Annotated in this window: 13 protein-coding genes; 1 reads left to right on the forward strand and 12 read right to left on the reverse strand. The window is 63.7% G+C overall.

Translation table 11 applies throughout. The features are described from left to right. The first annotated feature begins 233 nt into the window (after positions 1–233). Positions 234–1022, forward strand: a complete 789-nt coding sequence (locus H3H39_RS22540) for a substrate-binding periplasmic protein (RefSeq protein ID WP_182156639.1) — start codon at positions 234–236, stop codon at positions 1020–1022. 203 nt (positions 1023–1225) lie between these two features. Here H3H39_RS22540 and H3H39_RS28415 read toward each other — a convergent pair whose 3' ends face one another. The 12 genes from H3H39_RS28415 to H3H39_RS22600 all read right to left on the reverse strand — a co-directional run bounded on the left by H3H39_RS28415 (position 1226) and on the right by H3H39_RS22600 (position 12784). Continuing rightward, positions 1226–2932: a methyl-accepting chemotaxis protein gene (locus H3H39_RS28415; protein WP_182156640.1), complete on the reverse strand. Its 1707-nt coding sequence runs from the start codon at positions 2930–2932 to the stop codon at positions 1226–1228. A gap of 96 nt (positions 2933–3028) precedes the next feature. Then, complete coding sequence (gene dmpG, locus H3H39_RS22550) at positions 3029–4078, reverse strand: 4-hydroxy-2-oxovalerate aldolase (RefSeq protein WP_182156641.1); 1050 nt, start codon at positions 4076–4078, stop codon at positions 3029–3031. Beyond that, entirely contained in the window at positions 4078–4992 is a 915-nt protein-coding gene (locus H3H39_RS22555) for an acetaldehyde dehydrogenase (acetylating) (RefSeq protein ID WP_182156642.1), read from the reverse strand. The genes dmpG and H3H39_RS22555 overlap by 1 nt, the downstream gene beginning before the upstream one ends. Further along, positions 4992–5231 carry a tautomerase family protein gene (locus H3H39_RS22560; protein ID WP_311196970.1) on the reverse strand — a complete coding sequence of 80 codons (240 nt, stop codon included), beginning with the start codon at positions 5229–5231 and terminating at the stop codon, positions 4992–4994. The genes H3H39_RS22555 and H3H39_RS22560 overlap by 1 nt, the downstream gene beginning before the upstream one ends. Then, positions 5219–6010, reverse strand: coding sequence for a 2-oxo-3-hexenedioate decarboxylase (dmpH, locus tag H3H39_RS22565; protein ID WP_375540454.1), 792 nt, complete (start codon positions 6008–6010; stop codon positions 5219–5221). The genes H3H39_RS22560 and dmpH overlap by 13 nt, the downstream gene beginning before the upstream one ends. 8 nt (positions 6011–6018) lie before the next feature. Beyond that, positions 6019–6816, reverse strand: a complete 798-nt coding sequence (gene dmpE, locus H3H39_RS22570) for a 2-oxopent-4-enoate hydratase (RefSeq protein WP_182156645.1) — start codon at positions 6814–6816, stop codon at positions 6019–6021. A gap of 7 nt (positions 6817–6823) precedes the next feature. Continuing rightward, a complete protein-coding gene (locus H3H39_RS22575) occupies positions 6824–8284 on the reverse strand; it encodes a 2-hydroxymuconic semialdehyde dehydrogenase (protein WP_182156646.1) in 1461 nt (486 codons plus the stop codon). Between the two features lie 192 nt (positions 8285–8476). Then, positions 8477–9535, reverse strand: coding sequence for an NADH:ubiquinone reductase (Na(+)-transporting) subunit F (locus H3H39_RS22580; protein WP_182156647.1), 1059 nt, complete (start codon positions 9533–9535; stop codon positions 8477–8479). A 9-nt stretch (positions 9536–9544) separates the two neighbouring features. Continuing rightward, a complete protein-coding gene (locus H3H39_RS22585; RefSeq protein WP_182156648.1) occupies positions 9545–9901 on the reverse strand; it encodes a phenol hydroxylase subunit P4 in 357 nt (118 codons plus the stop codon). Between the two features lie 82 nt (positions 9902–9983). After that, on the reverse strand, positions 9984–11501 hold the full coding sequence (locus H3H39_RS22590) for a YHS domain-containing protein (protein ID WP_182156649.1): 1518 nt from the start codon (positions 11499–11501) through the stop codon (positions 9984–9986). Between the two features lie 11 nt (positions 11502–11512). After that, positions 11513–11782 carry an MmoB/DmpM family protein gene (locus H3H39_RS22595; protein WP_182156650.1) on the reverse strand — a complete coding sequence of 90 codons (270 nt, stop codon included), beginning with the start codon at positions 11780–11782 and terminating at the stop codon, positions 11513–11515. A 9-nt stretch (positions 11783–11791) separates the two neighbouring features. Next, positions 11792–12784 carry an aromatic/alkene monooxygenase hydroxylase subunit beta gene (locus tag H3H39_RS22600; protein ID WP_182156651.1) on the reverse strand — a complete coding sequence of 331 codons (993 nt, stop codon included), beginning with the start codon at positions 12782–12784 and terminating at the stop codon, positions 11792–11794. Positions 12785–12788: the final 4 nt, after the last annotated feature.

Here is a 12788-nt window from a genome sequence, read left to right on the forward strand (position 1 = left end):
ATGGACAAGCATAAATGCCCTCAAATTTCAGAATATTCTACTGATGAAAGTGAGAAATTACAATGCACCGCACAATAAAATGAAATTTTACTACACAGCACTATAAAACCAGCGAGTTACTTAAATACAACTAGCGGCAGGCAGCAGGATTCGACAAGCAGGCGGCACGGCCAGCAAACGATGCTATATTGAACACTTTGGCAAGAGCCAGGCTGGGACAACCCGTGGCGCACATGCATCGCATCATATTTCCGGCGCTGTTGACGCTGGCCACGGCAAGTTCGTCCGCCGTGGCAGATAATTACCACTGCGTGTCACTCGCTTATCCACCGCTGATCCAGCAGGATGCCAGCGGACCCGCGCACGGCCTGGCGGTGGACGTGGTACGCGCCGTGTTCGCCCGCCTGGGGCACGACATGACGGTGGAGGTGATGCCGTGGGCTCGTTCCCTCACGATGGTCAGGCTGGGGCAGCGCGATTGCGTGTTCACGATCTTCCGCACACCGGAACGGGAGCAATTCCTCGATTTCAGCCATGAGTCCATCATCCCCCAGCTGATCTATTTTTACGCCAGGAAGGACTCCGGCGTGGCCTTCAACGGCGACCTGGGTGCGCTGGCGGGACGGCGGATCGGCACGGTCATGAAGGTCAACTACGGCGAAAAATTCGATGCCGCTCGCGAGCGCTTCACGGTGCAGGAGGTGGCCACGCTGGAGCAGAATTTCCGCAAGCTGGTGCTGGGCCGGGTCGACCTGGTGCCCAGCAACGTCTACACGGCCACCTACACCTTGGCCAACATGCACGACGCCGCCGTCGATGCGGAAGTGGTGCAACTGCCCGTCCCGCTCGAGAACGTCGCCAGTCACATCGCCTTTGCCAAGAACCGGCAGTTGACGGCGCTGCGCGACCAGTTCGACAAGGAACTGAAAGCCTACGTCGCCAGCGGCGCCTACCGCCACCTGCTGAACCAGTACCGCATCGCCATCACGCCGGAAATGGCGCGATTCCTGGACAACAACTGATGACGGAAATCATGCACTAAATAAAAGACAGCACCGCCAACGACGCCAACCAACCCGAACCCGGAATCCAGCCCGAATATTTTCGTCCAAGGCGGTGTCAGGTCTGTCATTCGGACAGTCGTCGCGCATCTTTGAGTTTTTTCAACACGAGCCTTCCATTTTCAATTTAGCCAAAATGAGAAGCTGTCTACCACTTCCGATGTCTACGTCGTTTGATTGAGCTCAAGGCTACTATCTTTGAGTCCAATTGACAGACCTGACACCGAATTGGACACGGAATTGCGGCGTGAACGTTGCTCTCTCGTCGGCGAAACGCTGTCCCGTGCCACCAGCCGGAACACGTTCACCAGATGCCCCAGCCGCACCGCCTGCTGCCGCATGTTCTCCGCGCCGGCGGCCGCCTGCTCGACCAGCGCGGAATTCTGCTGCGTCATCGCGTCCAGCTGCACCACGGCCTGATTGACTTGCGCGATGCCCCGGCTTTGCTCCTCACTGGCATCGCTGATCTCGCCCATGATGCAGGCCGACCGGTCGATGGACTGGGCGATACCACTCATGGCGTAGCCCGCCGCATCGGCCAACTGATTACCCTGCCCGACCTGCCCCACCGATACTTCGATCAATCCCTTGATCTGCTGCGCCGCCGCCGCCGAGCGCTGGGCCAGCGTGCGCACTTCGGCCGCGACAACGGCGAAACCGCGCCCCTGCTCGCCCGCGCGCGCCGCTTCCACCGCCGCGTTCAAGGCCAGGATGTTGGTCTGGAACGCGATGCCGTCGATCACCCCGATGATGTCGGTAATCTGCTCCGCGCTGGTTTGTATCCGCCCCATCATCCCCACCACCTCGCCCACGGCGGCCTTGCCTTGCGAGGCGCTGTCGCAGGCGGCCACTACCAGCTTGTTGGCGTCGCGCGCGTGGTCGGCATTCTGGCGCACGGTTTGCGTCAGCTGCTCCATCACGGACGCCGTCTCCTCCAGCGCGCTGGCCTGCGCTTCCGTCCGTCCGGCCAGATCGGCGTTACCGGCCGCGATCTCGCTGGCGCCCTGGTTGACGAGCACCGTCGCCTCCTGGATCTGCCCCACCAGCAGCTTGATATTGGTCTGCAAAATGCGCAGCGCCTGCATGACGGCGGCCAGTTCGTCGTAGCCATCAGCCTCGATCTTGCTGGACAGGTCGCCCGCACTCATGCACTCGATAGCCACCTTGGCCTGCCGCAGCGGCAGCAGGATGCCCTGGTACAGCAACGGGATCAGCGCCAGCGCCGTCAGCGCGCATACCACTGCCGTGATGCTGGCCCAGTACCCGGTCACGCCCGCGCCCGGCCACGCGCACGCGGCGCTCACCAGCGACAGCACCGCCAGCCCGCCGCCGGCCGCGCTCAACCGCGCCTTGATGGTCATCTTGCGGAAGGGGTTGAAGCGCGCCGACAGGGTGCGTACCATCGCCTTCCCCTCCCTGATCTCCATATGCTTGCTGCCGCCGTTCATAGTCCGGTAGGCCGCGTCGGCAGCGCGGATCTGCTGCGCCGTCGGCTTGACGCGGATCGAGATAAAGCCTACCACCTTGCCGTCTTCCAGTATCGGCGCCGCATTGGTCTCGACCCAGTAGTAGCCGCCGCTCTTGGTCTTGTTCTTCATCAGCCCGACCCAGGTCTTGCCACCGCTCAGGGTGCGCCAGAAGTCTTCCGCCACCAGCTTGGGCATGTCGGGATGGCGCATGATGCTTTGATGGGCGCCGATCAATTCGTCGGCCGAATAGCCGCTGATGCGGACGCAATCGGGATTGACATACGTGAAGTGGCCCTTGATGTCCGTCTTCGAGATGATCATGTCCGACTCGCTGAGCACATATTCGCCGCCGCTCTGGCGTGGCCTGCTCGCATTGGTCCGGGTGAAAATGGGGTTGCTCATGGGAGGTTCCAGTGGTGAAAAGAACGGGGCGGGTGGGACGGGGCGGCGGGCCAATAACGGCCGCCGTCCATCCCAGCCCGCCCCGCCATCAGGCCATCAAGCCGCTTCGGCCAGCAGGCCGCGCTCGCGCGCCATGGTCATCGCGGTATCGGTGATCATGTCTTCCTGGCCACCGATCATCTTCTTGCGACCGAGTTCGATCAGGATGTCGCGTGCCGGCACGCCAAAGCGCTGGGCCGCCCGCTTGGCGTGCAGCAGGAAGGTGGAATAGACGCCCGCATAACCGAGCGTGAGCGAGTCGCGGTCCACCCGGACCATGTGATCCATCAGCGGCACCACGATATCCTCGGCCACGTCCATCAGCTTGAACAGGTCGCAGCCCGTCTCGATGCCCATGCGCTCGCACACGGCCACGAACACTTCCAGCGGCGTGTTGCCGGCGCCCGCGCCCAGGCCCGCCACGGAACCGTCGATCCGGCTGGCGCCCGCCTCGATGGCCGCGATCGAATTGGCGATGCCCATGCCCAGATTGTGGTGGCCATGGAAGCCGATTTCCGTCTCCGGCTTGAGCACCGCGCGCAGCGCGCCCACGCGCGCCTTGACGTGCTCCGGCAGCATGAAGCCGGCCGAATCGGTCACGTAGACAGTCTGCGCGCCATACGATTCCATCAATTTTCCCTGCTGCGCCAGCGCATCCGGCTCGCTCAGGTGCGACATCATCAGGAAGCCGGTGGTGTCCATGCCCAGCTTGCGGGCGTAGGCGATGTGCTGGGGCGAGGTGTCGGCCTCGGTGCAATGGGTGGCCACGTGCACGCTGCGCGCGCCGCAGTCGTAGGCCGATTGCAGCTCGCGCATCGTTCCCAGCCCCGGAATCAGCAGCACGGATACCTTGGCCTGCTTCATTTTCGGCACCACGGCATTCAGGTATTCCTCGTTGCTGTGCAGCGCAAAGCCATGCTGCAGCGAGTTGCCACCCAGGCCGCCGCCGTGGGTCACTTGGATCAGCGGCACGCCCGCATCGTCCAGCGCCGTGGCCACGGCCACCATGTCGGCTACCGTCATCTGCTCGCGCTTGGCGTGCATGCCGTCGCGCAGGCACATGTCATGGATGACGACCTTGCGACCTTTCAGACTGTTCTCGTTCATTATGCGACCTCCATGGGAGAGAGTTGGATGGTGCCGGCGATGATCTCCTCGGCGAACATTTCAGCCGTGCGCGTGGCGGCGGCCGTCATGATGTCCAGATTGCCCGCGTAGCGCGGCAGGTAGTCGCCCAGGCCCGCCACTTCCATGAACACGGTGACGCGCTTGTCGTCAAAAATGGGGCCGTTGACAAGGCGGTAGCCGGGCACGTACTTCTGCACCTGCTCGATCATGGCCAGCACGGCGGCCGTGATGCGGGCCTGGTCCGGCGCCTCGTCGGTCAGGCAAGAGATGGTATTGCGCATCAACATGGGCGGTTCGGCCGGGTTGATGATGCACAGCGCCTTACCCTTGCGCGCACCGCCGACAGCGCAAATGGCGTTCGACGTGGTGTAGGTGAATTCATCCAGGTTGGCGCGGGTGCCGGGACCCACCGAGCGCGAGGCCAGACTGGCCACGATCTCACCATAGGCCACGCTCTGCACGCTGGTCACGGCGGACACGATGGGGATCGTCGCCTGTCCGGCGCAGGAGATCATGTTGACGTTCATGACCACCTTCTCCGTCAGTGCGCGCAGGTTCACCGGCGGCACGCACAGCGGGCCAATGGCGGCGGGCGTCAGGTCGATCATCATCACGCCCAGTTCATTGAGCTTGCGCGAATTCTCCGCGTGGACATAGGCCGAGGTGGCGTCGAACGCGATCTGGATATTGTCTTCGAGGACGTGCGGCAGCAGGCCATCCACGCCGCCGGCCGTCGTTTTCAGCCCCATCTCGGCGGCACGCTTCAAGCCTTCCGATTGCGGGTCGATGCCCACCATCCAGACCGGCTCCAGCAACGGACTGCGTTGCAGCTTGTAGATCAAGTCGGTGCCGATATTGCCGGAACCGATCAACGCACATCGTATCTTCTTCATCACGCCTCCTGTTTGCGCTGGCCGATGGTGATCCCGCCAACGGCAAAGTTTTCATCCGGGTGTTCGGTGATCAGAATCCGAACCTGTTCCGGTCCCACGCCCAGCGTGTCCACCAGCGCCGAGGTGACTGCGGCCACCGCGTTGCGCTTCTTTTCCGTGCTGCGTCCCGCCAGCAGGTGCATCTCGATAATTGGCATTGCTGCCTCCCTTGCTTGTTTAGAATCCGTTATTCGATGAATCGCATCGACACGCTGCCCAGCTCCTGGAAGCGGGCCACGATGCTGTCGCCGGGCTTGACGGCGATGGCTTCCGTGATGCCGCCGCTCATGACGAAGCTACCGGCCGGCAATACCTCGCCCTGCTCGGCCAGGATGTTGACCAGCATGGCGATGGCCTCGGCCGGATGCCCCAGCACTGCGGCAGACGCGCCCGTGGCCACGATCTCGCCGTTCTTTTCCATCACCACGCCCAGCGTGCGCAAGTCCAGGTCGGCCGCATAACGCGCCCGGCCACCGGCCACATAGCGCGCCGACGAACCGTTATCAGCGATCACGCTGGGCATGTCGAACTTGAAGCCGGCGAAGCGCGAGTCGATGATTTCCACGGCCGGCAGCACGTAGTCGGTCGCATCCAGCACCTGCTGGCGGGTGCAGCCCGGCCCCTGCAACTGGGCCTTGGTGACGAAGGCCACTTCGCACTCCACGCGCGGATGCACCATGTCGGAGGTCTTGATGGCCGAACTTTCGGGCCGCGCCATGTCCGCCGTGAGGAAGCCGATCGACGGTGCGTTGACGCCCATCTGGATCATCTTGGCGCGCGAGGTCAGACCCGCCTTCCAGCCCACGAGACGCCGGCCGGCCGCCAGGAAGCGCTTGCGCAGCGCGTGCTGCACGGCGTATCCGTCATCGCTGGTCATGTTCGGATATTCGTCGGTCAGTTTGGGGATCGCCCGGGCGCGCGCTTGCGCCCCTTCGATGCGTTCGCACAGGCGCACGATGTCATCCGGCGTCAGGGTGATTTGGCGGCTCATACGGCACTCCTTCCGGAAAATTTAACTTGGCAGCTGCCCAGCCCGCCCACGGTGCAGGTCAACTGGTCGCCATCGGTCACCGGCACCAGCGCCGATTGGGAACCGGACAGGATGATTTCGCCGGCCTTGAACGGGATGCCCAGCGCGCCCAGCGTGTTGGCCAGCCAGGCCACCGCGTTGGCGGGCGAGCCTTGCACGGCGGCGCCGGCGGCGGTGGAGAACACTTCGCCGTTCTTTTCAAGCACCATGCCGGCCAGCGTGATGTCGAGCTGGCGCGGGTCGCCGTGGTTTTTGCCGAGCACGAACACGCCACAGGAGGCGTTGTCGGCCACCGTGTCCTGGATCTTGATCTTCCAGTCCGTGATGCGCGAATCGACAATCTCGAAGCACGGCACCACGTAATCGGTGGCGCGGATCACGTCCATGGCCGTCACGCCCGGTCCGACCAGGTCGTGTTTGAGCACGAACGCCAGTTCCGCTTCCGCCTTGGGCTGGATCAGGCCATTCAGGTCGATGACGTCGCCCTCCTGGTAGATCATGCCGGAGGTGAGCTGGCCAAAGTCGGGCTGGAACACGCCCAGGAAGTCCTGCACCGCCTTGCTGGTGACGCCGATCTTCTTGCCGACGATGGTTTCGCCAGCTTGCAGGCGGCGCGCCAGCATGCGCGACTGGATGCGGTAAGCGTCTTCCAGCGTAATGTCGGGCGTGCGCGTCGTCAGCGGCGGCACGGTGCTGCGGTCGACGAAGGCTTGATACAGTTCGTCGCCATATTGGTTGATGGTGATGTCGTCCATGAATTCCTCAGAGCTTGACGCAAACGTTGCGGGTTTCGGTATAGAACTCCAGCGAGTGCACGCCGCCTTCGCGGCCGATGCCCGACTGCTTGGAACCGCCGAACGCGGTACGCAGGTCGCGCAGGAACCAGCTGTTGATCCACGTGATGCCAACTTCGATGCGGCCCGCCATGCGGTGGGCGCGCGCCAGGTTGGTGGTCCAGATCGTCGTCGACAGGCCGTAGTCGTTGTCGTTGGCCATGTTGACCACTTCATCCTCCGTATCGAACGGGCGGATATGGCAGCAAGGGCCGAACACTTCCTCGCGCACCACCGCCGCCGTCTCCGGCAGGCCGGTCCAGATGGTGGGCTGGACCCAGTTGCCCTGCTCCAGCGCGGCCGGCATGTCCGGCACGCCGCCGCCCGTCACCACCGTCGCGCCCTCCTCCACGGCCTTGGCGTAGTAGGACAGCACCTTGCGGCGATGCTCGTCGCTGATCAGCGGGCCGTAGTTGGCTTCGGGATCGTCGGGCCGGCCGAACTTGACGGCTTCCGCCTTCTGCTTGAGCGCCGCCACGAAGCGTTCGAAGATGGGCCGCTCCACGTACACCCGTTCCGTACCCAGGCACACCTGGCCGGAATTGAGGAAGGCGGAGCGGAAGATACCTTCCACGGCCGCGTCGAAGTCGGCGTCCGCGAACACGATGCCGGCGTTCTTGCCGCCCAGTTCAAACGACACGTCGCGCATGCCTTGTGCGGCGGCCTGCATGATGGTGGTGCCGGTGCGCGTTTCGCCGGTGAAGGTGATGGCGTCGATGCCGGGGTGGCGGGTCAGGTGCTCGCCGGCCGAGGACGGGCCGAAGCCGTTCACCACGTTGTACACGCCGCGCGGGATGCCGACCTTGTTCATCACCTCGCCCAGCAGGGCCGCCGTCAACGGCGTCTCCTCGGACGGCTTGACCACCACCGTGTTACCGCAGGCCAGGGCCGGCGCCACCTTCCACGTCATCAGCAGGAACGGCGCGTTCCACGGCGAGATCACACCCACCACGCCTTTCGGCACCCGGATGCCGTAGTTCAGGGCGCCGCGGCCGTCGGGGGTCGCCATCTGGAACGCCTCGGTCGGCACGTTCTTGATGACGTCGGCGAACACCTTGAAATTGGCCGCGCCGCGCGGGATGAACACATGGGTCATCACATGGCGGGGCTGGCCCGTGTCGGCCATTTCGGCCGCCACGAAGTCCTCGAAACGGCGCGTGATTTCGTCGGCCACGCCGTACAGCAGGTCCACCCGCTGGTCCGTCGTCAGCCCGCCCCACACGCCGTTGCGCGCGGCCTGGGCGGCGCGCACGGCGCGGTCCACGTCCACCTGGCCGGCTTCGGCCACGCGGGCGATCACGCTGTTGTCCACTGGCGAGCGCTTGTCGAAGGTCTTGCCTTCCACACTGTCGACGAACTCACCGTCGATAAAATTCTTCACTATTTGCATTGCCAACTCCTTGCGGGTGCTTTCGTCCTCCGAAAGCGTTTGTGTTTTTTCGCGGCGGCCTGCGATCCAGACGGAGGCCGACTGCAAGCCAGTTTAGGGATGGCATCCCATACCGTCCAATACCTTTGATCCGGCATCGTGATACCCTCAAGGTATCAGGCTCCGCGCGCGCCGGCGCCAGCCGCCGTGCGCTCAGATCGAGCGGAACAGCGGGCTGCGCACCTGCTGCGCGTCGGCCGCCGAAATGAATTTCTCTGTGTAGATATCGCGTTCGAACAAACGGCCCTGCATCAAGGTGTTGATGCAGGCGTCGATCATCAGCGGCGGGCCGCACAGGTAAGCCTTGTGGCCACGGAAGTCGTTGTCGAAATGGGCCTTCGCCGCCTCGTGCACGAAGCCACGGAAGCCCTGCCACGCACTGCCTTCCGGCTCGCCCGACAAGGCCGGCACGTAATGGAAGTTCGGATGTTTGCCGGCCAACGCCAGGAACTCGTCGTGGTAATACAGCTCCTCGCGCGTGCGCTGGCCGTAGACCAGGGTGATGGGCAGCGCGCTGCCCTCCGCCAGCAGGTCCAATATCATCGACCGGGGGCTGGACAGGCCGGAGCCGCCCGCCATGAACAGCATGGGCACGGCCGCCGACTTCTTGACGAAAAAGCGGCCGTACGGGCCGGATAGCTTGACCCGCTCGCCCACCTGCATCTGCTGGTGGACGTAGCCGGTGGCGCGGCCGCCCGGCACGATGCGGATATTGAGCTCCACCTCACCAGCGCCAGGTGGCCCGGCCAGCGAAAAGGCGCGGCTCCCCATATCGTCCGGGAAGTGCAGGTTGACGTACTGGCCGGCCTGGAAATCGATACCAGCCGGATCATCCAGCTTGATCCACACGCCCTTGATGGTGGGTGTGAGCGACTCGATCCGGCTCACCGTGCCCACGTAATCACTCACGGGCAGGTTGCGCGCGTCCGCGTCTTCATCGATTTCCGCTTCGATCACCAGGTCGCTTTGCGGCGTGGCGCAGCAGGCCAGGCATTTCTGCTCGTCGCGCTCGAAGTCCATCAGCGCGAACGACGACGCGGCGCCATGTTCCACCTCGCCGTCCACCACCTGCACCTTGCAAGTGGCGCACAGGCCGTGGCAGCAGGCGTGCGGCAGGTAGATGCCGGCCCGCAGCGCGGCGTCGAGGATGGTCTGGCCCTCCTCCACCTCGATGGTCTGGCCCAGCGGCTCTATGGTCAGTTGGTAGCTCATATCAACACCTCAGGCATCGGCGCACAGCGTGTTCAGGCCCGGCGTGCGGAAACGGATCTGGTCCTTGTGGCCGATGCCGTTGGCGGCCACGCTGGCGGAAAAGTCCGGCGTCCAGGGCTGGTTCGATTTCAGCCACTCGACCTTGTCCCAGTCGACGGCGGCGGCATCGGGGTCCGCCTGCATCAGCGGCACCAGCATGGTTTCCACCACTTCGCCCAGCTTCGTCTCCGGCGTCATGCACAACAGGAAGGGCGACGCGAACAGCGAGTGACGGTCCCAGCTCGCATACACCAGCTGGCGTCCGTTGAAATTGGCCACCGTGTCGCGCGGCACGCCGATGTAGTCCTTGATTGCAGTTACAGCCATGATGATTCTCCTTGCATATTTTGTAGATGCAGCGCCGCCTACCTCTGTTGGCCAGCGGCGCCATGGGCGGCGCTTGCTTCGCTTACTTGTTGGCCTTGGCCATGCCGCGCCAGCGGTCGAAATTGGCCTCGTCCTGGGAGCCGACGAAATCGCCGTTGTCCACGCCATCCTTCAGGCTCACCCAATCCATCCACGCGCCCACGTCGCCGCCCAGCTCCTGGAACAGGCCCGGCATGGGCAGCCAGGCCTGGATGTACTTCTCCGGCTCGTTCTCGAAGATGTGCTGGCAGTGGTCCGAGCAGAAGTGGTACTTCTCGCCCTTGTGCACGGCCTCGCGATGGCAGCTCAGCGTAGGGTCGCCCGGCTCGCTGAACACGGATGGCAGCTGGCAGGTCTGGCACAGCTTGGCCAGGCCGAAGTTCTTGAACGGCGTGCCGGCGTCGGCCAGCTTCTTGATGTGCTTCCAGCGCGGCCGGTAATACTTGTCGAACGTGGTTGGATACTTGGCCGACAGCCACTCCATGTCCTCCTCCGACGGAATCCAGCTGTGGAAGGACGTACCGAAGCTCCACTGGTACAGGCCCAGCATGAACTGGTGCGACATGTGGTCGATCGCCTCGCCCGCATCGGCCCAGCCCTTGGGCGGACGGATGCCGTAGCGCGCCAGGTCGCGGAACAGCGCGCCGCCGTTTTCCTCGCCGTAGATTTCCCACGCCTCGCGCCAGGACATGACGCGCTTGGGCAGCATGTAATCCATCATGGTGCTGACCAGGCCCAGCACGCGGAAGCCGCGCCAGAACCACTTGTCGATCCAGCCCTGCACGATAGGCAGGTTTGCCGGATCCTGCTCCAGCATGAACTTGATGCACTCCAGGCCCAGCGTCATGTGGCGCGCCTCGTCCGACTGGGCCGAGAAGCCGAAGGTCACGGTGGCCATGTCGCCGTTGTAGGCCGCGCCGGACATGAAGGGCACGAACAGCAGATTGGTCAGCACGTATTCGAACGAGAAGCCGATCGCGATCATGAATTCGAACGGACCGGCCGACATCGCATCGTCAAAGAAGGAACGGGCCACGGAGGTGTACCAGATGCGGTCGCGCTGGTCGGCGAAAGCGTGGAAGCCGTTGTAGTACTTGTTATAGTTCGACAGCGCGTGGATCTGGGTCTGCGCGTGGCGGATCTCGTCGATGGCCTGCATCTGGCACGCCACCTGGGTACCCACGCCGGGGAACTCGCGGCCCGCGCGCGAAAAACCCTTGTGCGCCGCGTATTCTCCGGGGCTGATCGCCTGCAGGAAGATCTTCAACGCGCTCAGGTAGCGCGCGTCCGTAATGTTCAGGTGGCCGTTGTTCTGGGCGTGCGCGTCGATCACAGCGTAGAACTTGCGCTCCTTCTCGGCCTGGTATTTCCAGTACGAGTCCATGGTGAGGCGGAACGGGTCTTCCCACTTATCCCAGTCGTTGATCTTGATGCCCTCGTAGCGCGCGTACGGGTACACGGCTTCCTGCGGCTGATAGCTGGTTTCCCACGCCAGGTCGCGGGTGAGCAAACGGTATTTTTCCTTCAGGCCCAGCTTGGGCTTGATCACTTTGGTATCCATGTCGTGTTTCCTTAATTGTTCCAGTGGAGCGTGAGTTCGTCTTCCGTCTCTTCGACGTTGCCGCTGAGCGTGATCAAGTTGACCTGCAATTCCTGCAGATCGAAATGGGCGCCGGTCTGTTCCTCGATGGAGCTGCGGCGGATCACCAGATGGCCGGGGGCGTTGATCTTGACCATGGCCGGGTCGCGCTTGATGGTGGCGTCCGGGTTATCGGCCAGGATGGCGTCGATGATGGGACGGGTCGCTTCGTTCGCTTGCAATGCGATAAATACAGTGGACATGGGGCCTCCTCAGACTTCAATGCCGATTTTGTTCATACGCGCCTTGAAGGCCGCCACTTCCTCGCCGAGCACCTCGTCGGCTTCCTTGCCCAGCGCCAGTCCCGCCACCGGCAGCAAGGCGACCGCCGCGCGGTTGCTCCACTTTTGCGTCCACTCCTGCAGCAGCGCGCGGTTGTGCGACGATTCCGCCGCCGCGGTACGCAGCACGGCATCCACCCACTTGCGGGTTTCGTCGAACCAGTCGTTCATGAACTGGGTGAGCATGGCGACGGCCGAACCGCCGGCCGTGGACCAAGTGTCGTCCACCACGCGCTCGTAGATCAGCGGGTACAACAAGCCGTCCAGCGCCGCGTTCTGCGCCACGAACAGCTCGAACGGATCGCGCAACACCAGGCAATCCTCCATGTAGCGGCGCAGCGGCTGCCACGCATCGTCCGCCAGCCAGGCGCGCTTGCCTTCGGCCAGCGCCTCCGTGCCATCCAGCAGCAGGCCAAGGCGCGACAGGTACTGCGCGATGCCCAGGTTATCCATCGCGTGATACATGCAGGGCTGGGTGAAGATGGTGCTGTAGCCATAGCCGCAGATGAAGGTGTTGTTCAAATTGGCGCCGTAGGCCGCATGACGCAGCGGCACCAGCACGCGCAAGGCGGCGTCCTTCAGGTCCGCCGGCAGCGCGTCGGCCAGGCCGCGCGATTCCACGAAGCTGAAATTGGCCTCGGCCGTGTCCTGCTGGCGCGCGCGGGCCAGCGTGTAGGTGTTGTAGTAGAACTGGCGCGGGTCTTTCAAGGCGTACCAGTCGGCCATCACGATCTTGGTGATGGACGCGTCGTACAGCTCCTGGCTCGGATCCCAGGTGGGGCGATAGTGCAGGTTCTCGGCGGCCTGGATATCGTAGCTGCCCTCCTGGTAGCGCGAGGCCGGTTTGTCGCCGAAGCGGCGCGCCAGGTGGTCGAAGGTCTGCCGCAAGGGCTGGATGCTGAGCGTTTGTAGATCGATTTGCATGATG

Source organism: Rugamonas apoptosis, from assembly GCF_014042355.1.
Lineage (GTDB): Bacteria > Pseudomonadota > Gammaproteobacteria > Burkholderiales > Burkholderiaceae_D > Rugamonas > Rugamonas apoptosis.